We start from the raw sequence: 20934 nt of genomic DNA on the forward strand, positions 1-20934 counted from the left end.
TAGCAAGGCCGCGGTTTCTCCAGATACTATTGGGACGGTTCTCCATGGCTTCGAAAAATCTCTTCCTGCTCGCCGGCGACGGCATCGGCCCCGAGGCGATGGCCGAGGTGAAGAAGCTGATCAAGGCCATGAACGACAAGCTCGGCAGCGGCTTTGCCACTGACGAAGGGCTGGTCGGCGGCTGCGCCTATGACGCGCATGGCGCGGCGATCTCCGACGCCGACATGGCAAAGGCGATGGCGGCGGATGCCGTTTTGTTCGGCGCCGTCGGTGGGCCGAAATGGGACAAGGTGCCTTACGAGGTGCGCCCCGAGGCCGGGCTTTTGCGATTGCGCAAGGACATGGAGCTGTTCGCCAATCTGCGTCCGGCGATCTGCTATCCGGCGCTGGCCGCGTCCTCCTCGCTCAAGCAGGAGGTGGTCGAGGGACTCGACATCTTGATCGTGCGCGAGCTCACCGGCGGCGTCTATTTCGGCGAGCCGAAGCAAATCATCGACCTCGGCAACGGCCAGAAGCGCGGCATCGACACCCAGGTCTATGACACTTTCGAGATCGAGCGCATCTCGGGTGTCGCCTTCGAGCTGGCGCGCACGCGCCGCAACCATGTGACCTCGATGGAAAAGCGCAACGTCATGAAGTCCGGTGTGCTGTGGAACGAGGTCGTCTCCCAGACGCACCAGGCGAAGTATGCCGACGTCAAGCTCGACCACATGCTGGCCGATGCCGGCGGCATGCAGCTGGTGCGCTGGCCGAAGCAGTTCGATGTCATCGTCACCGACAATCTGTTCGGCGACATGCTCTCCGACATCGCCGCCATGCTCACGGGCTCGATCGGCATGCTGCCTTCGGCCTCACTCGGCGCGCCGGATGCCAAGACCAAGAAGCGCAAGGCGCTCTACGAGCCGGTGCACGGTTCGGCGCCCGACATTGCCGGCAAGGGCATCGCCAACCCGATCGCCATGACCGCCTCTTTCGCCATGTGCCTGCGCTATTCCTTCGGCATGGTCGCCGAGGCCGACAAGCTCGAAGCGGCGATCGCCGCCGTGCTCGACGACGGCCTGCGCACCAAGGACATTTTGTCGGACGGCATGAAGGAAGTCGGCACCGTCGAGATGGGCGATGCCATCATCGCGAAATTCCTCGGCTGATCCATTGGCGCTCGAGGTCCGCTGGGCGACGGTGGACGATGCGGAAGCGCTCGCCGCCATGTTCTGCGCGATGGCGGTGCACTACCGGCAGGCGCCGCTCGATCGCAGCCGCGCGGCGGCCACAGCTCGGCAATGGCTCGGCGACGAGAGCCCGGCCTATCCGCATTTCGCCTTGGCCTTCGTGCAAGGCGAGGCGGCCGGCCTCGCTTCGGTGGCAATCGCCCACCCAGGCATCGATCTGGAAAGGCTGATGTTCCTGAAGGATCTGTACGTGTTGGACAGTGCCCGTAACAAGGGCGTCGGCCGCGCGCTGGTCGGCTTTCTCGCCGGCTACTGTTGCGACAAGGGCATCGGCCGCATCGATCTCACGACCGAAGACTGGAACGAGGGCGCACTGCGCTTCTACAACCGGCTCGGCGCGGAACGCCACGGCCAGAAGATCTTTCTCCGGCTGTCGGGCGAGGCGCTGAGGGGGGCCACTAAAACCTGACGCCCGCCGGCACCGGCCCGTATTTGTTGTCGCCGACCTGGCTCGGGATCAGGCCGAACACCACGATGGCAAGCAGGCCGACATAGGGCAGGAAGCACAGGATCGCCAGCCAGCCGGTCAGGCCGACATCGTGCAGCCGGCGCACCAGCAGCGAAATCCATGGCAGGATGGTGAGAACGGCATAGAGCCCGACAAGGCTCAACGTGACGATCGGCAGCCCGCTGCCGCCTTCAAAATCGTCGGTCGACAGATCGAAGGAGACCCCGATCGCGACGAGGACGGCCAGGCCGATCGGCCAGAACAGGCAAAAGCTCCAGAACTCCTTGCGCCGCGCGCGCCCGGTGACGTTCAGATAATTCGCCGTCAGGCCGCGCCAGAAATAGCTCCAGAGACCGGTGGATTCGGCGCCATTTTCGGCGTTGCGACCGAAATGCGCCGGCGACCTGCCCTTTGCGGCCACCTCGTCCGCCGGACCGGCGGCGCCAGCCCGAACCGAAAAGATACTGGCGGCCCGCTCGCCGTTTGGCTGGAATTCGACCTCGGCGCCTCTCGCCAGCGCCATGTCGCGGCGCAGGTCCTCGCGCGCGAAAGTGTAGCGGTTGCCGTCGGCGCCGGCGATGAAGCCGAAACCCTGCTCCTCGTCATAGTGAAGAACTTCGCCGCGCATGTCGTGTCCCCGCGTCGCGTGGGTCCAGACTGTTGAAAGTCGCGGCCATTCGCAAGGGGCGTGCGATGAAGCGCACCGCAGCCACCACGCCTTCGTCATCCACGGGCGGAGCAAGGCGCGTCGGCTTCGCTCCCGCTCCGCCCGTGGATGACGAAGTTCGGACGCTTCGGGCTAGCATCCGGCGTTGGCGACTTAGCGTCGAGCATTCGTCGTGGTTCGGCTTCCAACCTGGCGACTCTAAGCCGGCCGCTTCTTCTGCTTCTTGCGCTTTGCCGGCTGGTCGGATTTCGGCTCGTTGAACTTGGGCTTGTCGAATTTCGCCCTGCCGGGCTTCTTCGCCCAGAGTTTCGAATCCGGCGCCCCTGCGTGCTGACGCTCGCCCGACGCTCGTTTCTCGAATCCGCGGGCGTCCTGATCGAAAGCGCGCTTGCCGCGATGCGGCTTTTTCTCCGGCTTGGGCGGCTGGTAGCCGGCGCGGGACAGGTCCGGCGTGCCGTCGATGCGCCTTACCGCGATGCTGCCCTGCAGCTTGCTGTCGGGGCCGACCGCGGCGACGAACCTGTCGGCCCAGTCGGCGGCGATCTGCACGAAGGTCTCTTCCGGCTGCATTTTGATGGCGCCGATCTCGCGCTTGGACATGCCCGCGGTGCGGCACAGCATCGGGATCAGCCAGCGCGGCTCGGCGTTCTGGCGGCGGCCGACCGAAAGCGAGAACCAGACGCTGTAGCCGAAATCGTCACGGCGGCCCGATGTTTCTTCCTTGCGACCAAGTGTTTCCTCCCGGCGCGCGAATTTCTCCTTCGACGGCGCAAAAGGCACGACGTCGATCAGGTCTTCGGGCGCCGACCGGCTGCCGCGGCAAAGCCGCACGAAAGCGGCGGCCACCAGTTCGGCGCCGTGCCGCTCGAGAAGTGCGGCGGCGAAGTCGCGTTCCTCGTCCTTGACCGGCTCGCCGAAGGATGGGTCCGCCAGGATGCGCTCGTCGTCGCGCCGCAGCACCTCGTCGGCCGAGGGTGGGCTCGCCCAGGTCGCGGTCAGGCCGGCATTGGCAAGCAGCCGCTCGGTGCGCCGGCGGGCATTGCCCGGCACGATCAGGGCGCTGACGCCTTTGCGTCCGGCGCGGCCGGTGCGGCCGCTGCGATGCAGCAGCGTTTCCGGGTTGCTCGGCAGGTCGGCGTGGATGACCAGCTCGAGGTTCGGCAGGTCGATGCCGCGCGCGGCGACATCCGTTGCGATGCAGACCCTCGCGCGGCCGTCGCGCATCGCCTGCAGCGCGTGGCTGCGCTCGTTCTGGCTGAGCTCGCCGGACAGCGCCACGACGGAGAAATTGCGGTTGTTGAAGCGCGCGGTGAGATGGTTGACGGCGGCGCGGGTGTTGCAGAACACCATCGCGTTGGTGGCCTCGTAATAGCGCAACACATTGATGATGGCGTTCTCGCGATCGGCCGGCGCGACGGAAAGCGCGCGGTATTCGATGTCGAGATGCTGCTTCTCCTCGCCGCCGGCCGAGATGCGCACCGCATCGCGCTGGTAGCTTTTGGCCAGCGTGGCGATGGAGCGCGGCACGGTGGCGGAAAACATCAGCGTGCGGCGCTCGGCGGGGGCGGCGTCGAGGATGAATTCGAGGTCCTCGCGAAAACCGAGGTCGAGCATCTCGTCGGCTTCGTCGAGCACCACGGCCTTCAGCGCCGACATGTCGAGCGCGCCGCGGGTGATGTGGTCGCGCAGCCGGCCCGGCGTGCCGACGACGATGTGGGCGCCCCGCTCCAACGCGCGCCGCTCGGTGCGCATGTCCATGCCGCCGACGCAGGAAGCGATCTGGGCGCCGGTCAGCTCGTAGAGCCATTCCAGCTCGCGCCGCACCTGCAGCGCCAGTTCGCGCGTCGGCGCCACGACCAAGCCCAGCGGCGCGCCGGCATCGGCAAAGCGGTCGGCACCGCCGAGAAGCGTCGGCGCGACGGCAAGGCCGAAGGCGACGGTCTTGCCGGACCCGGTCTGGGCCGACACCAGCGCGTCAGCCTCGCCGAGTTCAGGCCCCAGCACCGCCTTCTGCACCGGCGTCAGCGCTGAATAACCGCGCTTTTCCAGCGCCTCTGCCAGCGCAGGAACAATCGTTTCGAAACTGGACATTTTCTTCTTTCGGAATTCGGAGTTCAGTGCTCGTCGCGGAGCACGAGGCCGGCACTGCGCCAGCGAAAAGGTATTTGCGGCGTTCCTACTTCCTGCAGTCGCCATTGTACAGGGCAAGCGGCACCGCCTTTCCCTTCTCCCCTTGCGGGAGAAGGTGGATCGGCGCGCAGCGCCGAGACGGATGAGGGGTGTTCCAGCGGAGTGAGACGCTGCTTTCCCTGGAGCACCCCTCATCCGACCTAGCTTCGCTCGGCCACCTTCCCCCCAAAGGGAAGGGGAGAGCAGCGCCTGCCGCCAATTGACTCTTTTGCCAAACCGCGTAAAAGCCCGCTTCGAACGGGATTGTTTTTCGATGCGCGGCCTTTTGATGGCTCTTCTTGCATTCGATGCCCCCAGCCGCAATGCGAAGCATTGGGCCGGGCGCTTCGGCGCGTCGCCTCGTTCCAGCAAAACTACGGCCAAAACCACCACCAAAACGGTGTGATTCCCTTGGCCTAACCACCCTCTCCCGGGTCCGGCCCGGGGGACGAAACCCGCATGAGGCCAGCGGGTTTTCTCCAACAACCAAGCGGAGAGGGACAGGAGATATCGATGAGTTTCAAGGTTGCGGTAGTCGGCGCCACGGGCAATGTGGGCCGCGAAATGCTCAACATTCTGGACGAGCGCGGCTTCCCGGTGAGCGAGGTGGTGGCGCTGGCCTCGCGGCGCAGCCAGGGCACCGAAGTGTCCTTCGGCGACCGCACGCTGAAGGTCAAGGCGCTCGACACTTACGACTTTTCCGACACCGATCTCTGCGTCATGTCGGCCGGCGGCAACGTCTCCAAGGAATGGTCGCCCAAGATCGGCAAGCAGGGCTGCGTCGTCATCGATAATTCGTCGGCCTTTCGCTACGACCCGGACGTGCCGTTGATCGTGCCGGAAGTGAACCCGGACGCGATCTCGCTGTTCTCGCGCAAGAACATCATCGCCAACCCGAACTGCTCGACGGCGCAGCTGGTCGTGGCGCTGAAGCCGCTGCATGACGTCGCCACCATCAAGCGCGTCGTCGTCGCCACCTATCAGTCGGTGTCGGGCGCCGGCAAGGAAGGCATGGATGAGCTGTTCACCCAGACCCGCGCGGTGTTCGTCGCCGATCAGGTCGACGTCAAGAAGTTTACCAAGCGCATTGCCTTCAACGTCATCCCGCATATCGACGTCTTCCTCGACGACGGCTTCACCAAGGAAGAGTGGAAGATGGTCGCCGAGACCAAGAAGATGCTCGATCCCAAGATCAGGCTCACGGCAACCTGCGTGCGCGTGCCAGTGTTCATCGGCCATTCGGAAGCGGTCAACATCGAGTTCGAGAAGCCGATCACGGCGGAGGAGGCGCGCGAGATCCTGCGCGAGGCGCCGGGCTGCCAGGTGCTCGATAAGCGCGAGAATGGCGGCTACATCACGCCGCTGGAATCGGCCGGCGAGGACGCCACCTTCATCTCGCGCATCCGCGAGGATTCGACTGTCGACAACGGCCTGTCGATGTGGGTCGTCTCCGACAATCTGCGCAAGGGCGCGGCGCTCAACGCCGTGCAGATCGCGGAATTGCTGGTCGAGCGCGGCCTGATCCAGCCGAAGAAGAAGGCGGCTTAATCTCGCTCACGGGCCGTATCGCCGCTGCCGCGGCGGGCCCTCCGCGGGGGCGCCGGACGACCGGCGGCCCGCAGTCGCGGGCTCGGCCTCCGGCCGGGGTGCTTCTTCCTTCTCCCGTTCAACGGGTAGAAGGTGCCCAAAGGGCGGATGAGGGGCAGCGCCAGTCTATGAGCGATCGCACCAAAATCACCCTTCGCCCAGCCACAGACTCTGACGCCGCCGCCATCGCCAAGGTCCTGCGCGCGTCGCTCAATGCCTTGGACTGGATGCCGGCGCTGCATACTCCGGAGGAAGACCTGTTCTTCATCCGTGACATCCTGTTGCCCAATCAGCAGGTGACCGTCGCCGTCGCCGGCGAACACATCGTCGGCTTCATCGCCGTCAACGGAGAATGGGTCGAGCAGCTCTATCTCGATCCGGCCTGGACAGGCCAAGGCATCGGCAGCCGGCTGCTTCCCCACGCCACCGCCGGGATGCCGGTGGTCCGGCTGCATTGCTTCCAGGCCAACACCGGCGCGCGCCGCTTCTACGAACGCCATGGTTTTCGCGCCGAAGCCTTCGGCGACGGCTCGACCAATGAAGAAGGCCTGCCGGATATTCTTTACGTTCTTGAGCGCTGAGCTCAGGCACCACTTTCCGCCGCCAGCTGCCGCAGGATAGCCAACGCTTCCTCCGCTCGCTCCGCCGGTACGAACAGATGATCGTGATAGAAGGCCGAGACCGGATTGACGCCCATGCCGGCCGCTGCCAGCCGTGTCGTGATGGCGGCCAGGAAGCCCACGGCCTCCAGCGAGGAGTGGATGTCGAGCGTGATCATCCGGCAGCGGAACGTGCCGGCAAGGCCGGCGGCTTTCGCCTCGTCTTCCGCCACGATCAGCGTCACGCCCTCGCGCTCGCGAAATTGCATCACGGTTTCGAGCCCGTCGGGGACCGAGGCGCCCGGCTTCAGCGTCGCGAAGACATAGGTTCCGGCGAGCAGCTGCGGTGTCATCGATGCCAGCAGCTTTTGCAGGTCCGTTTCGCCGCTCATGTTTTGTCCCATCATCTGGCGCTCTGCGACGTTCTCGACAGTCCTGCTCGAAACGTCAACGGGTCCGACGCCTGGACGACATGGCGATGTCGCTGGCGGCTAGGCCGCGGGCTCGTTATCGCCGTAGAGACATAACGGTTCGCAAAGGTTCGCCCAAATGATCGTCCGTCCGCGCCCGACATTCCTGCAGCTCTTCTTCATCATGCGCGGCTCGGTGGTGCCGCGTATCCTGCCGCAGATTTTCGGCTTTGCCATCTATTCGGCGGTCATCCTGGTGCTGGCGCGGCACTTGCAGCTCGATCTCAGCGCCTTCAGCATCGCGCCGTTCGGCCTCGTCGGCGTGACGCTGTCGATCTATCTGTCGTTCCGCAACAACGCCGCCTACGACCGCTGGTGGGAAGCCCGCAAACTCTGGGGCGCGCTGGTTTTCGAGATCCGCAACCTGGCGCGCGCCACCACCAGCCTGATCGGCGACCGCGCCGAGCAGCGCGCGCTTCTGATGGAGGCGCTCGCCTTCTGCCATCTGCTGCGCGGCCAATTGCGCCGGATCGACAGCAAGGACGACGCCCGCGCCTTCATCGGCGACGAGGTCGATAAGGCAGCCGCCCGCACCAATCCGGCCGACGACATGGTCCGCCGCATGGGGCGGCGTGCCAAAGCGCGGCGCGAGGCAGGCGCGCTCGACCCGATCGGCTTCCGCATCCTCGATGAAAGGCTCGCCGCGATTGCCGCCATCCAGGCCGGTTGTGAGCGCATCGCCGGCACGCCCCTGCCCTTCGCCTATACGCTCTTGGTGCATCGCACGGCCTATGTCGTCTGTCTGCTCCTGCCGATCGGCCTGATCTCGACCACGGGCTGGGCGACGCCGCTGTTCACGGCGCTGATCGCCTACACCTTCTTCGGCCTCGACGCGCTGTCGGAAGAGCTCGAAGATCCGTTCGGCATCGAGGCCAACGATCTTGCGCTGGACGGCCTCTGCCGCGTCTGCGAGATTTCTGCGTTCGAGGCGCTGGACGAGGCGCCGCCGAAGATGATCGCGGCCGACAAGTTCTATTTTTCGTGAGGGGCTGCGTCACCATCCCGAGGTTCAGGGCAAAAGCGCCGGCCGTGTAGGATCGCGGTCCGCTCCTCCGTCCTTGGATCGAACCGGCAAAATGGCCGCATCGAAACCTTGGAGGGAACATCCATGAGCATTTCCGAAGCCGCGCCTGCTTCAAAAGGCGCGTTGTGGACCGGGCGCGCGCTGAGCGCCGTCGTGATCCTGTTCATGATCTTCGACGGCGTCATCAAGCTGCCGCCGCTCGAAATCGTCACCCAGACGATGACCGAGCTCGGCTGGCCGGCGGACGCCAACGTCGCGCGCCTGATCGGGGTCGTCGGGCTGATCTCGACCGCGCTCTATGCCATCCCGCGCACCTCGGTGCTCGGCGCTATCCTGCTCACCGCCTATATGGGCGGCGCGATCTCGACCCATCTGCGGATCGGCAACCCGCTCTTCTCGCACACGCTGTTCGGCGTCTATCTCGGCGTTATCTTGTGGGGCGGGCTCTATCTGCGCGACCAAAGAGTACGCGCACTGATCCCGTTCAATCGCTGAGCGAGGGAAACCACGATGTTCACCACCATCCTCATCATCCTCGTCGTCATCATCGCCGCCGTGCTGGTCTATGCCGCGACGCGGCCGAACGACTTCGTCGTCACCCGCTCGGCCAGCATCAAGGCGCCGGCCGAGGCGATCTTTCCGCTGATCAACGACTTCAAGCGCTGGCCCGAATGGTCGCCTTTCGAAAAGCTCGACCCCGGGATGCAGCGCACGCTTTCCGGTGCCGACAGCGGCAAGGGCGCGGCCTATGCCTGGGAAGGCAATTCCAAGGCCGGCAAGGGCCGCATGGAGATCACCGGCTCGGTGCCGTCCTCGCAGGTCGCGCTGAAGCTCGATTTCGAAAGGCCGTTCCGGGCCAACAACACGGTCGATTTCTCGCTCTCGCCGTCCGGCGACGGCACGACGGTCACCTGGGCCATGCGCGGCGCCAGACCCTTCATCGCCAAGCTGATGGGCCTGTTCATGGATTTCGACAAACTCATAGGCAAGGATTTCGAGGCCGGGCTCGACAATCTGAAACGCGCTGTTGAGCGCTGAAAACCGAGTAATTTCAATTGTCTGACCGCATCTATCTGGTTTTGGCCGGTGCCGAGCCGGCCAATTGTCGTTGTTCCAGGGATCAAATTAGCCGTTTGCGAGTTTAAGCCATGGCGGCGAGACGGCGTGTGAGAGAGGAACAGCTATGAAGAAAGCAATTACTATTCTGGTGCTGACCATCGCCTTGGGCGCCTGTTCGCAAACAGAAAAAGGAGCGGCGATTGGCGGCCTGGGCGGCGCGGCCGTCGGCGCTGCCGTTGCCAACAACCCGACCCAGGGGGCCGTCGTCGGGGGCGCTGTCGGCGCCATAGCCGGCGCGCTGATAGGTCATGCCAGCGAAAGCGGCCAGTGCCGTTATCGTGACCGCTACGGACGCGTCTATGTGGCGCGCTGCCCGTCCGGCTACTGAGACGCCCGGGTCGATCCAAATAAAAACGGCGGGCACATGCCCGCCGTTTTTGTTTGCGAATAAGGGACCGCGATTACTCGGCGGTGGCGGCTTCGGCCGGAGCGGCGGTCGCCGCGGCGGCGGCAGCGGCCGCATCCTCCTGGGCCTTCTTCAGCAGCGCGGCGCGTTCCTGCGCCTTCTTGCCGGGCAGCGCCTTGTTCGGGTTCGAGCGGGCTTCGCGCTTGGCGAGGCCGGCCTCGTCCAGGAAGCGCAGCACGCGGTCGGTCGGCTGCGCGCCGTGCGACAGCCAATGCTTAACGCGCTCGGTGTCGACCTTGACGCGCTCGCCGTCCTTCGGCAGCAGCGGGTTCCACGAGCCCAGCGACTCGATGAAACGGCCGTCGCGCGGCGAACGGGCGTCGGCAACGACGACGTGGTAGTAAGGACGCTTCTTCGAACCCGCGCGGGCCAGTCTGATCTTCAGTGCCATTCTTTTCTCCTAAAAAGCTCTGATTTCGTTTGATTGTGATTGCCGCTGAATTCTCAGCCGGCTTTAGCAGCGCCGTTGTTGGCGGCGATCTGTTCGTGGTGGCGGATGACTTCACGGACGACGAAGTTCAAAAACTTCTCCGCGAAATCGGGATCGAGATTCGCATCCTTTGCCAGTTGGCGGAGGCGGGCGATCTGCTGCTGCTCGCGCGCCGGATCGGCGGGCGGCAGGCCATGCTCGGCCTTCAGCACGCCGACCGCCTTGGTGCAGCGGAAGCGCTCGGCCAGCATATGGATGAGGGCGGCGTCGATGTTGTCGATCGAAGCGCGGTAGCCAGCCAGAATGGCGCGTGCATCGGCCATGTCTTTTTCCTCGTTCATCGCCCCCTCATTTCTTCTTGCCGAGGCCCGGCAGTCCACCGCCACCGAGACCTGGAAGGCCCGGAAGCTTCAAGCCGCCGGGCAGACCCGGCAGTCCGCCGCCACCGGGGAGTCCACCGGGCAAACCGCCCGGCAGGCCCTTGCCGAGACCGGCCGCCTGCGCCTGCTTCTGCAAGGCTTCGAGCTGCTTGGGGTCCATCTTGGAAAGATCCGGCATCCCGCCCATACCGCTAGGCACCATGCCGCCGAGGCCCATTTTCGAGGCAAGGCCGCCCATCATGCCGCGCATGAGGCCGCCGCCTTTGCCCTTGCCGCCCATCGCCTTCATCATGTCGGCCATGCCGCGATGCATCTTCAAGAGCTTGTTGATCTCGGCCGCGTCGGTGCCGGAGCCGGCGGCGATGCGCTTCTTGCGTGAATGCTTCAGGATATCAGGGTTGGCGCGCTCGGCCTTGGTCATCGAGGAGATGATGGCGAGTTGGCGGCGGAACATCTTGTCGTCGAAGCCGGCGGCGGCAAGCTGGTCCTTCATCTTGCCCATGCCGGGCATCATGCCCATGATGCCGCCCATGCCGCCCATTTTGGACATCTGCTGAAGCTGCTGGGCGAGGTCGTTCAGGTCGAACTTACCCGACTGCATCTTCTTGGCCATGGCCGCCGCCTGCTCGGCGTCGATGGTCTCGGCGGCCTTCTCGACGAGGCTGACGATGTCGCCCATGCCGAGGATGCGGTCGGCGATGCGCTTGGGGTGGAATTCCTCCAGCCCGTCCATCTTCTCGCCGGTACCGATGAGCTTGATCGGCTTGCCGGTGACGGCGCGCATGGAAAGGGCCGCGCCGCCGCGGCCGTCGCCGTCCATGCGGGTGAGCACCAGGCCGGTGATGCCGACGCGCTCGTCGAAGCTTTTCGCCAGGTTGACGGCGTCCTGGCCGGTCAGCGAGTCGGCGACCAGCAGGATTTCGTGGGGGCTCGACACCTTCTTGATGTCGGCCATCTCGACCATCAGCGGCTCGTCGATATGGGTGCGGCCGGCGGTGTCGAGGATGACGACGTCATGACCGCCGAGCTTGGCCGCCTGCACGGCGCGCTTGGCGATGTCGACCGGGCTCTGGCCGGCGATGATCGGCAGCGTCGCGACCTTGGTCTGCTCGCCGAGCTGGCGCAGCTGCTCCTGTGCGGCGGGACGCCGCGTGTCGAGCGAGGCCATCAGGACTTTCTTGTTCTGGCGCTCGGTCAGCCGCTTGGCGATCTTGGCCGAGGTCGTCGTCTTGCCGGAGCCCTGCAGACCGACCATCATGACGACGACGGGCGCCGGCGCGTTGAGATCGATGGCGACGCCTTCGGCGCCGAGCATCTCGACCAGCTCGTCATGGACGATCTTGACGACCATCTGTCCGGGCTTGATCGACTTCAGCACCGCGGCGCCGACCGCCTTTTCGCGCACCTTGTCGGTGAAGGAGCGAACCACTTCCAGCGCGACGTCGGCCTCGAGCAGCGCACGGCGCACCTCGCGCAGCGCCGCCGAGACATCCGCCTCGGACAGCGCGCCGCGGCCGGTCAGGCCGTTCAGGATGGAGCCAAGGCGCTCCTGGAGGGATTCAAACATCTGCCGTCCTTCGATCTCGGTTCGGGGGTCGAACCGAGAGGTAGTGCGTTCGCGCCGGGTCGCCAAGCAAAAGCGCAAAGCCAAAAAGCACCCGGGGGCGCATCGCGCTGCCGGGTGTTGGCCTCCAGGATCTCTTTACAGCTCTTGCCTCAAAGAGGCTTCGGCGTCCTGGTCGGCTTTCGCGAAAGAAAACTCGTCGCGGAAATTCAGCGGCTCTAGACAGGAAATCCGCCGCGGAGTCAAGGCCAATGCATGTCGCGCAAAAGTGCGCAGCGGTTTTGCGGCAACGACATATATCAAAAACAAAGACCCAAATCCGGGCCAAACGCCGCGATCTGAGGCGGCTTAAAGGGCGCCTTGGCTGCTCGCCCCGACCCTGAGCGGCGAACGCCGATGCAAAAGCAAAAGCATCGTCAAAAGCGTGCTGACGATGCCGATGGCGGCGATGAGCACCGCGTCCCAACCGGTCCAGCCGGGGCCTTCGAGCGGCTTGGCATTGAGGAGGGCGAAGCCATTATAGCCCTCCTGGTGCGAGATCAGCAGGAAGCCGGTCAGGTTGTTGCCGAGATGCGCGCCGAAGCCGGCGCCGAGATTGCCGGTGACATGGACCAGCAGCGTGAGCAGCAGGGCAAAGATGCCGATCGAGATGAAGACACTGGCATTGATGGCCAGCGTCGAGGCCGTATTCCAATGCAGCGAGGTGAACAGCAGGCCAGGCAGCACCGCCCAGATCAGCGGGCTTCTGAAGCGACAGGCAAGCCCGCGCAGCAGATAGCCGCGAAACAGCATTTCCTCCGAAGAGGTCTGCAGGAACGCGAGCAGCACGATCGGCACGAGGAAGAGCAACCAGGACGAAAAGGCGATCGGTCCGCGCGCGATCTCCGGCTGCAGCCAATAAAGCAGCACCTCAGAAAACAGCGAGGTGATCAGGACAGCGATCAGGCCCTTGAGGAAATCGCCGCGGGCGATGCGGCGGGTGACGCCGAAAAGCGCCGAAAGCGGCTCGCCGTGAACGAAGCGCATCGCCACCCACAGGCCGATCCAGATACCGGCAAAGGAGGTCAGGGCGCTCAAGATTCCGACGGGCGATGCCAGAAAGTCCTGCATGTAGCGCCCGGTCGAGGGGCCGGGAAGACGCCACACGATGTAGGCATAGGTGCCGGCGAACAGCACCAATGCCGTCGCGGCCATCCAGAAGGCGACGACGATCATCGTCCCGACGAACAGGCGAAGTAGATTGGTCCTGGCGTTCGGCGAGCGGCGATAGCCCTCGAAGGCGGCATTTTCGATCGTCACGCGGTTCCCCTGCCGAACGCTTTGGCCGTGTGATCTTGGCGATCAGTGGTTACCGCGCAATTACCCTGCCTGCGAGCACGGCGGCACGTGCCAACGAAAACGGCCACCATCGCTGGCGGCCGCTCTTTTCGCAGCAATCCCGCTCAATCAGCGCATCACATAGACGATGCGTCGCGTGCCAGGATCGACCAGCGCCGGCTGGTTGTTCACATAGACGTAGCGGTACCGGTAGTCCGGGATTTCGCGCAGCTCGACCGTGTCGGGCAGCGTGGCGCCGGTCACCACCTCGCCGTCGAGATAGACCGGATCGACCCGGTGCGTGGTGACATAGGTGCCGACCTCGGCCGGCGGCCTCCCGATCGACTCGATGGCATCTGCGTCGTCGCCCGAAACGATAGCGCCGGTGTAGGTGTCCGTCGTGTAGATGTTGTCGGTCGGCGGGGCCACGACGGCGATGCCGGCATTGGCCGGCCGGCGTGTCACGACAACGCGGCTGCCGCCGAAATCACCCGTCACATAGTCGGAATAAACCCAGCCCTTGCCGCCGGCTTCGGCGATCGTGCACCATTTGCTGCCTTCGATGCAGCCGTTAAGGGTGGCCGACTGGCCGGCCGCCAACACGCCGATGACCGGATATTGCGGGCCGGGGCCGGCGCGGACGTTGAGATCGGTCACGGCCGAGACGGGGGTGTCGGCGAAAGCGGCGCTCGAGATAGTAAGCAGCGCACCGGCAAGCGCCGGAAACAACATGCGTTTCATGGTTTTTCACTCCGTTTTCAACGCTCCCTGGATCAGGATGACGCCTCGTTGAAACGTCATCCTGATCCAGCTCCTTTGTTGAGCACGATCTTTTCCGAAAACCGGTTTCCACTTTTTGGGATCATGCTCTAGGGCTCGGAAACGAAACAGAGGCTTATGCGTTCCGGCTAAAGCGCAGTCGCCCGCTCACGAATTGTTCCAGGGTTTGTCGGCGAACCGGTCAAAAGATCGTGCACGAAGCTCAGCTTCTTCGCCGTCACCTCGGAAATCACGAAGGGGTAAAGGTCCGGCAGGCCCATGCAGCGGTTGATGGAGTTGGAGGCTTCAGAGAGCACGAGCCAGCGGGCCAGGATTTTTTCGAACGGTTCCGGTGCCGGATCGGGATCGGTGGGCGCAGGCTGCAAGCGCCCGCCAGTGTCGCCGCGTGGGATGGCATCGGCATCCACCGTCTCCAGCCGCCCCAGCGGAAAACTCAGCGCATGCACCATTTCAAGCGTGTCGGTTATGTGGAGGTGATGCGCGAAGGTCTCGGCCCAGTCCTCCCAAGGATGCGACGTCGCATAGGCCGAGATGTGGCGCTGCTGCCAGTCGGGCGGCGCGCCATTGGCGTAATAGGCCTTCAGGCCCTCCTCGTAACCGGCCCGTTCGTCGCCGAACAAGGCGCGGAACGCCAGAAGTCGATCCGCATCGTCGCGGATAAGCCGATCCCAGTAATAATGGCCGAGCTCGTGGCGGAAATGACCGAGCAAGGTGCGGTAATTCTCGCCCATCTCGATCCGCCGCCTTTCACGCTCGGCCGAATCCGCCTCGGCGACGTTGAGCGTGATCAGGCCATTGTCGTGGCCGGTCAGTATGCGCTCGCCGCCCGGACCGGCGCCGATCGGATCGGCGAGGAAGTCGAAGGCGAGGCCGGCCTCGTCCTCTGGATTGACCTTGGGCACGACCGGCAAGCCAAAAGCCAGAAGCGAATAGACGGCGCGTTTTTTTGCCGCCTCGACCCGGATCCAGCGCTGGCGGTTGCCGTCGATGGAAAGGTCGGGGATGACCTGGTTGAGGGCGCAGGCGCGGCAGAAAGTCCGGCCACTCTCGGCGCGCCAGTTGCAAGCGCATTCGTCGGCATTGCCGCACGGCAAAACGCCGTCCTTGCCGCTGAGCACGAAGTTTGCTCGCTCTGGGTCATAGAGCACCAGGCTGGAACAGTTCAGGCATTGGGCATTCTCGAAATAGAGGCGATGCCCGCAATAGGGACAGTCGAACAGCTTCATGCGTGATCCCGCAAGGTCGGAACGTGGAGATGGACTCGGGCTCTAACGCCTGCCGACATCCGACGTTCCAGTGCTATCTCGCCGCGCGAAGCGTCTTCGCCGCAGCAAGCCCCGCCCAACCGGCGCCATGATCACGACATCAACGTCTTCCATGAGGCAAGCCCGCCACAGTTAGTCCTTGATCGTAGGCAAATTGCCTGTCTTTCGCCAGTGTCGGGCGCCGCATCCCCGGTGGGGGCGGTGACAACCCGGCGTTTCGCTGGCAGATTCGCAACCGGGACGTGATTCAGGCAACCAGGAGAGAAAGGCATGGCATTTTTTGCCAAGGGTAGGATTTTTGTGGCCGCCGCGGCGGTGGTGCTTGGGCTGGCGGCGGGCGCCGAGGCGGCTCCGAGCTGTGGGAAGAACGGCGCCGGGTTTGACGCCTGGAAACAGGATTTTGCCGGCGAGGCCAGAGCCGAGGGTGTCGGCCAGAGGGGCCTGTCCGCGCTGGCGGGTGCCACCTACGCAACCAGGACGATCGCCGCCGACCGGGCGATCCACAAGGCGTTCAGCGGCTCGGTGGAAAGCTTCATGCAGCGACGCGGCGCATCCGCAATCATCTCGAGGGGACGCGCGCTGAAGAAGGCGAACGCGGCGATGTTCGCCAATATCGAGCAAACCTATGGCGTGCCGCCGGGCGTGCTGCTGGCCATCTGGGGCATGGAAACCGGTTTCGGCGCCTCCATGGGCAACCAGAACACGGTTTCGGCGATCGTGACGTTGGCCTATGATTGCCGCCGCCCGGATTATTTCAAACCACATGCCATCGCCGCGCTCAAGCTGGTCGATCGCGGCGCGCTCAGCGCCTCCTCGGTCGGCGCCATGCATGGTGAGATCGGCCATACGCAGTTCCTGCCCGGAAACGTGCTGAAATATGGCGTAGGCAGCGGCAATCTGCGCGATCGCAACACCGCGCTCGCCTCGACCGCAAACTTCCTCAAGGGGCATGGCTGGCGTGCCGGAGCGAGCTATCAGGCCAATATGGGCGCGATCGCCGGCTGGAATTCGGCAAGCGTCTATCAGCAGGCGATCGCCAACATCGCCGAGGCGATCGACGCTCCCTGATGTACATAAGTCATTTCGCGAAAAAGCCCGGCCATGCGCCGGGCTTTTGTTTGTGGAGCACGCGTCGAACCCGAACGACGATCATCGCCCTCAATAATGCGCCCAGCCGCTCAACGGGCATTTCTGGGAAATGGGAACCTGGAACGCGCCATCAATACCGCTGCAGTTGCGGAACCGGGACGATCGTGGCGCCGAGGCCGGCTTCGCGCTGACCCTAGTGTCCATTTCTGTTGGTTGGTCGGAACGCGCGTGGCCACTCAACGGGCATTGCTGCGAAATGGGAACTTGGAAAGCGCCGTTGTCGCGGTAGCAGGTACGGAAGCTGGACGTTTGCGGCGCCGGCGTGGCCGCAGCCGCCGCCTTTGACTTACCCTTGATGACCAACCAGATTTCGGTCGGTTGGTCGAGCTGCAACCTGTTTATGTCGGAGTAGCTGATCCGCCCGCTGCGTATCCCCTCGGCTATGCGCTGGCAGAACAAGGCCGGCATGCGTTCTTGCGAGACGCCCATGAAAGAGGCCATTTCGTGCTTGAACGTGATGCTCCATAAATGGACAGCGGAGACGCACCCGTCCAAATTAGCCTCAGGCGCCTGCTTCGCGCCTGCTTGCGAGGATCCGCACGTCATCAAGGTCAATGCTGCCGCAATCAAAAGAGAAATACTGCTTTTCACTGTCAAAACTCCCCGCGTCCCACTGGTGAACTTAATTTGAGCGGCGGAAAGGTCAAACGATAATTTCTCGGAAGCGGTCTGAACTTTTCTTATATTAGATACCCGAAATAGAAACCCGGCGTTTCCGCCGGGTCGTTTGATCGCTGCCGTATCGGCAAAATATATCAGTGCTTGCGGTTTCTCGCAGCCAGCGTCCGCAGCCGAAGTCCGTTCAGCCGGATAAAACCCTCGGCGTCTTTCTGATCGTAGGCACCGCGGTCGTCCTCGAAGGTGACAAGCGCGTCGGAATAAAGCGTCTTTTTCGACTTGCGGCCAGTGACGATGACATTGCCCTTGTAGAGCTTCAGCCGCACCGTGCCTTCGACGTCTTCCTGGCTCTTGTCGATCATCGCCTGCAGCATGACGCGCTCGGGCGAGAACCAGAATCCGTTATAGATGAGTTCGGCATAGCGCGGCATGAACTCGTCCTTGAGGTGCGCCGCGCCCCGGTCGAGCGTGATCGATTCGATCGCCCGATGAGCGGCGATCAGGATGGTGCCGCCGGGCGTCTCATAGACGCCGCGCGACTTCATGCCGACGAAGCGGTTCTCGACCAGGTCGAGGCGGCCGATGCCGTTGTCGCGGCCGAGGTCGTTCAGCGCCGCCAGCATCGTGGCCGGCGACAGCTTCTTGCCGTTCAGCGCAATCGGGTCGCCCTTCAGGAACTCGATCTCGATTTCGGTGACGGCGTCGGGCGCGTCCATCGGCGAGACGGTGCGCTGATGCACGAATTCCGGAGGCTCGCCCCACGGATCCTCGAGCACCTTGCCCTCTGAGGAGGAGTGCAAAAGGTTGGCGTCGACCGAGAAGGGCGCTTCGCCGCGCTTGTCCTTCGCCACCGGGATCTGGTGCTGCTCGGCGAAGTTGATCAGGTCGGTGCGCGACTTGAAGGACCAGTCGCGCCACGGCGCGATGACCTTGATATCGGGGTTGAGCGCATAGGCCGAAAGCTCGAAGCGGACCTGGTCGTTGCCCTTGCCGGTGGCGCCATGGGCAATGGCGTCGGCGCCGGTCTCTTTCGCGATCTCGACCAGATGCTTGGAGATCAGCGGCCGGGCGATCGAAGTGCCGAGCAGGTAAGTGCCTTCATAGACGGCGTTGGCGCGGAACATCGGGAAGACGAAGTCGGCGACGAACTCCTCGCGCACATCGACGATGCGGATATCCTTGATGCCCATCATCTCGGCCTTCTTGCGCGCCGGCTCCAGCTCGCCACCCTGGCCGAGATCGGCCGTGAAGGTGACGACTTCGGCGCCGAGCTCGGTCTGCAGCCATTTCAGGATGATGGAGGTGTCGAGACCGCCGGAATAGGCGAGCACGACTTTCTTGACGTTCTTGATCTTCGACATTTTGACGGGTCCGCAGGGAAAAGTTTCGCGGGCGAGGTATCACGGCCCTTCCGGGCGGCGCAAGAGACGAAGGGGCGCATGGCCATGACGCGGGCTGGGCCAGATGTTTGCCGAGGCAGACCCTGGCGAGGCAAAAGACGCCGCGTTATAGGCCGCGCGACCCCATTGCGAGGCGCCCCATGTCCTTCATTCCCGACACTTCGACCCTTATCCAGTTCGCCATTGCCACAATCATCCTGGCGATCACGCCGGGACCGGATATGACGCTGTTCGTGTCGCGCACGCTGAGCCAGGGCCGCGCCACTGGCTTCGCCTCCCTGGCCGGCGCGCTCACCGGCACGCTGATCCACACCATGCTGGTGGTGGTCGGCATCTCGGCGCTGATCGTCGCCTCGCCGATGGCCTTCTTCGTCCTCAAGATTTTCGGCGCCGGCTATCTGGTGGTCCTGGCTTTCCAGGCGGTGACGAAGGGGTCGGCCTTCTCGCCGCAGAAGAGCACGGGACCACAAGTTTCGCTGTTGCGCAGCTGGGTGGCAGGGCTCGGCATCAACCTGCTCAACCCGAAGATCATCCTGTTCTTCATGACCTTCCTGCCGCAATTCGTCTCCGCGCACGATCCCAACGCGTCCGGAAAGCTGCTCTTCCTCGGCGTGATGTTCGTCGTGCTGTCGACCCCGGTGACCGTGCCGATGGTGCTGGCGGCGGAGAAGTTCTCGGCGGCGATGAAGGCCAGCCCGCGTATGACGCGTGTGCTCGACTATCTGTTCTGTGGCGTGTTCTCGGCCTTCGCGCTCAAGATCCTGACGGCGCAGGCGAAGTAAGCCGTTCTTCAGAATGTCCATATAGCCGCGACGGCGCATGTCTTTTGATATTGCAACCGCAAATCGGCCTGCGTTAAGAAGGCTCCAGGGTTCGGGGGATTGCATGAGAATCATATTGTTGGCGTCGGCCGCAGTGATCGGGCTGGTTGGCGGGGCTCATGCCCAGGACGCATCTTACAATTGGTCAGGATCCTACATCGGTATCGAAGGTGGCTATGCTGGTTCCTCGGTCCACTTCGGCGCCGATACGACCAACTTCGACGACACCTACCACAAAGACGGGTATCTCGGCGGCATCTATGCCGGGCATGATTGGCAGAGCGGAAAGTTCGTCTACGGCGTCGTCGGCGATTTCGATTTCGTCGGCATGCACGACACGGAATTTGGCGACCAGGCTGCATTCACCGGCGGAAAGGGTGAGGCCTATACCTACGATGTCGACTGGGTCGCGACCGCACGAGCGCGCGCGGGCTACGCGGTGACTGACCGTTGGCTCGCTTTTGCGACGGGTGGTATAGCGGCAGGTCACTTTCAGGCGACATCCTATTCAAGCGTTTTCGTTCCGTTTCCTCCATTTTCCTCGGCTTCGCGCTCGGATTTTTCCGGTGTAAAGTTGGGCGGCGTCTTCGGCATCGGCACCGAATACGCATTGGCCGACAAATGGTCGCTGAAAGCGGAATATCTCCACTACATATTCGATGAGATCGAACCAGGGCCGGGCGGCACGGCAGGCGCGAGCTTTCGACCATCCCTCGACACGATAAAGTTCGGCTTAGCGTACCGGTTCTAGAACAGTCCTCATGCCGGGAGGCCCGGGCCGGAGAACGGGCGAACCATACCCGCCGCCTCCAACGACCGAATGCGTTCGTCGTATTCCTCCAAGGTCAGCGCATAGAGCATCTGGTCGAGGCGTTCGCCGGTGCGACCATCTATGCGATGCGCTCGCAGCGTACCCTCGAGGCGCAGCCCAGACCGTTCGCATACGGCGATCGCGGCTTTGTTCCGGGCCAATGGCTGAAAGGTCACCTTCTCGAGTTTTCTTTCGCGAAAGAAGTGCCGGAGAAGAACGGCCGATGCCTCAAATGCCACATTCTTACCCCGGTTCTCCGGATCGCCGACGATCAAATGCAGAGAGCCGAGCCGGTGCCTGAGGTCGACTTCCATGACGGCCAGGCCAAGCGGCTGGCCGTGTGGCAGGCCGAGGATCGTCATGAGATTGCGCTTCAGATTGTCGAAGCTTGCGACATAGGTCCGGAAGGCATCGAGGCCCATCGCCTTTTGCGGCGCATTCAATCCTTCCATCACAGCGGGATCGGTAAGCCAGGCCGCGATCTCAGTTGTCACGTCGGCTGGCCTCAGCGTGCGGATTCGGATCTTGTCACTCCACCGGTCGACAAAGACAGGCCTCAGTCCCTGTGCTGCAAGTGGGGTGATTAGGGGCTTGGCGCCCGGTTGCGGCATTTTAGGCATGAATACACTGATGCGAGAGCATGCAGCGCCGGTCAAGGCGAAGTTTGCATCAATCCAGGCG

The 20934-nt window shown here is 63.7% G+C and carries 23 protein-coding genes; 11 read left to right on the plus strand and 12 right to left on the minus strand.

From position 1 onward, the window contains the following. The first annotated feature begins 44 nt into the window (after positions 1-44). Complete coding sequence (gene leuB / locus EN869_RS24230) at positions 45-1148, plus strand: 3-isopropylmalate dehydrogenase (protein ID WP_127229133.1); 1104 nt, start codon at positions 45-47, stop codon at positions 1146-1148. 4 nt (positions 1149-1152) lie between these two features. After that, positions 1153-1638: a GNAT family N-acetyltransferase gene (locus EN869_RS24235; RefSeq protein WP_127229132.1), complete on the plus strand. Its 486-nt coding sequence runs from the start codon at positions 1153-1155 to the stop codon at positions 1636-1638. Here the strand turns inward: EN869_RS24235 and EN869_RS24240 are convergent. Together EN869_RS24240 and EN869_RS24245 are read right to left on the minus strand one after the other, a co-directional pair. Continuing rightward, on the minus strand, positions 1628-2305 hold the full coding sequence (locus EN869_RS24240; RefSeq protein WP_127229131.1) for a DUF805 domain-containing protein: 678 nt from the start codon (positions 2303-2305) through the stop codon (positions 1628-1630). The genes EN869_RS24235 and EN869_RS24240 overlap by 11 nt on opposite strands. A gap of 237 nt (positions 2306-2542) precedes the next feature. Beyond that, the gene (locus EN869_RS24245; protein WP_127229130.1) at positions 2543-4435 is read right to left on the minus strand and encodes a DEAD/DEAH box helicase; all 1893 of its coding nucleotides are present in this window, start codon (positions 4433-4435) and stop codon (positions 2543-2545) included. Between the two features lie 591 nt (positions 4436-5026). Between EN869_RS24245 and EN869_RS24255 the strand changes: the two genes are divergently transcribed. Together EN869_RS24255 and EN869_RS24260 are read left to right on the plus strand one after the other, a co-directional pair. Next, positions 5027-6061 carry an aspartate-semialdehyde dehydrogenase gene (locus tag EN869_RS24255; RefSeq protein WP_127229128.1) on the plus strand — a complete coding sequence of 345 codons (1035 nt, stop codon included), beginning with the start codon at positions 5027-5029 and terminating at the stop codon, positions 6059-6061. 167 nt (positions 6062-6228) lie between these two features. Beyond that, entirely contained in the window at positions 6229-6681 is a 453-nt protein-coding gene (locus EN869_RS24260; RefSeq protein ID WP_127229127.1) for a GNAT family N-acetyltransferase, read from the plus strand. A gap of 2 nt (positions 6682-6683) precedes the next feature. Here the strand turns inward: EN869_RS24260 and EN869_RS24265 are convergent, their stop codons facing one another. Further along, positions 6684-7091, minus strand: a complete 408-nt coding sequence (locus EN869_RS24265; protein ID WP_127229126.1) for an ACT domain-containing protein — start codon at positions 7089-7091, stop codon at positions 6684-6686. A gap of 157 nt (positions 7092-7248) precedes the next feature. Here EN869_RS24265 and EN869_RS24270 point away from each other — a divergent pair, with 157 nt between their 5' ends. From EN869_RS24270 to EN869_RS24285, 4 genes are all read left to right on the plus strand, one after another. Beyond that, entirely contained in the window at positions 7249-8154 is a 906-nt protein-coding gene (locus EN869_RS24270; protein WP_127229125.1) for a bestrophin family ion channel, read from the plus strand. A 123-nt stretch (positions 8155-8277) separates the two neighbouring features. Next, entirely contained in the window at positions 8278-8688 is a 411-nt protein-coding gene (locus EN869_RS24275) for a DoxX family protein (protein ID WP_127229124.1), read from the plus strand. A 15-nt stretch (positions 8689-8703) separates the two neighbouring features. Beyond that, entirely contained in the window at positions 8704-9231 is a 528-nt protein-coding gene (locus tag EN869_RS24280) for an SRPBCC family protein (RefSeq protein ID WP_127229123.1), read from the plus strand. A 145-nt stretch (positions 9232-9376) separates the two neighbouring features. Next, a complete protein-coding gene (locus tag EN869_RS24285; RefSeq protein WP_127229122.1) occupies positions 9377-9640 on the plus strand; it encodes a YMGG-like glycine zipper-containing protein in 264 nt (87 codons plus the stop codon). A 73-nt stretch (positions 9641-9713) separates the two neighbouring features. Here EN869_RS24285 and rpsP read toward each other — a convergent pair whose 3' ends face one another. The 6 genes from rpsP to EN869_RS24315 all read right to left on the minus strand — a co-directional run bounded on the left by rpsP (position 9714) and on the right by EN869_RS24315 (position 15415). Next, entirely contained in the window at positions 9714-10109 is a 396-nt protein-coding gene (rpsP, locus tag EN869_RS24290) for a 30S ribosomal protein S16 (RefSeq protein WP_127229121.1), read from the minus strand. A gap of 53 nt (positions 10110-10162) precedes the next feature. Then, positions 10163-10489, minus strand: coding sequence for a chorismate mutase (locus EN869_RS24295; protein ID WP_041000445.1), 327 nt, complete (start codon positions 10487-10489; stop codon positions 10163-10165). 7 nt (positions 10490-10496) lie between these two features. Continuing rightward, the gene (gene ffh / locus EN869_RS24300; RefSeq protein ID WP_127229120.1) at positions 10497-12095 is read right to left on the minus strand and encodes a signal recognition particle protein; all 1599 of its coding nucleotides are present in this window, start codon (positions 12093-12095) and stop codon (positions 10497-10499) included. Between the two features lie 345 nt (positions 12096-12440). Beyond that, positions 12441-13391: a type II CAAX endopeptidase family protein gene (locus tag EN869_RS24305; protein WP_127229119.1), complete on the minus strand. Its 951-nt coding sequence runs from the start codon at positions 13389-13391 to the stop codon at positions 12441-12443. Positions 13392-13538: 147 nt separating this feature from the next. Then, the gene (locus EN869_RS24310) at positions 13539-14150 is read right to left on the minus strand and encodes a DUF1236 domain-containing protein (protein ID WP_127229118.1); all 612 of its coding nucleotides are present in this window, start codon (positions 14148-14150) and stop codon (positions 13539-13541) included. 167 nt (positions 14151-14317) lie between these two features. After that, positions 14318-15415 carry a putative zinc-binding metallopeptidase gene (locus EN869_RS24315; RefSeq protein WP_127229117.1) on the minus strand — a complete coding sequence of 366 codons (1098 nt, stop codon included), beginning with the start codon at positions 15413-15415 and terminating at the stop codon, positions 14318-14320. Positions 15416-15724: 309 nt separating this feature from the next. On the opposite strand from EN869_RS24315, the gene EN869_RS24320 reads away from it, so the two are divergent. After that, positions 15725-16522 carry a lytic transglycosylase domain-containing protein gene (locus EN869_RS24320; protein ID WP_127229116.1) on the plus strand — a complete coding sequence of 266 codons (798 nt, stop codon included), beginning with the start codon at positions 15725-15727 and terminating at the stop codon, positions 16520-16522. Positions 16523-16612: 90 nt separating this feature from the next. Here the strand turns inward: EN869_RS24320 and EN869_RS24325 are convergent, their stop codons facing one another. Beyond that, positions 16613-17194, minus strand: a complete 582-nt coding sequence (locus tag EN869_RS24325; RefSeq protein ID WP_245489557.1) for a hypothetical protein — start codon at positions 17192-17194, stop codon at positions 16613-16615. Positions 17195-17358: 164 nt separating this feature from the next. Further along, positions 17359-18582 (minus strand): argininosuccinate synthase, encoded by a 1224-nt coding sequence (locus EN869_RS24330; protein ID WP_127229115.1) that lies wholly within the window; start codon positions 18580-18582, stop codon positions 17359-17361. 179 nt (positions 18583-18761) lie between these two features. Here EN869_RS24330 and EN869_RS24335 point away from each other — a divergent pair, with 179 nt between their 5' ends. Together EN869_RS24335 and EN869_RS24340 are read left to right on the plus strand one after the other, a co-directional pair. Then, a complete protein-coding gene (locus EN869_RS24335) occupies positions 18762-19403 on the plus strand; it encodes a LysE family translocator (protein WP_127229114.1) in 642 nt (213 codons plus the stop codon). 103 nt (positions 19404-19506) lie between these two features. Next, positions 19507-20193 carry an outer membrane protein gene (locus EN869_RS24340; protein WP_167498666.1) on the plus strand — a complete coding sequence of 229 codons (687 nt, stop codon included), beginning with the start codon at positions 19507-19509 and terminating at the stop codon, positions 20191-20193. Between the two features lie 8 nt (positions 20194-20201). On the opposite strand, the gene EN869_RS24345 is transcribed toward EN869_RS24340, so the two are convergent. Continuing rightward, positions 20202-20909, minus strand: a complete 708-nt coding sequence (locus tag EN869_RS24345) for a GNAT family protein (protein ID WP_127229112.1) — start codon at positions 20907-20909, stop codon at positions 20202-20204. Positions 20910-20934: the final 25 nt, after the last annotated feature.

Origin of the sequence: Mesorhizobium sp. M2D.F.Ca.ET.226.01.1.1 (assembly GCF_004022705.2) — a bacterium.
Lineage (GTDB): Bacteria > Pseudomonadota > Alphaproteobacteria > Rhizobiales > Rhizobiaceae > Mesorhizobium.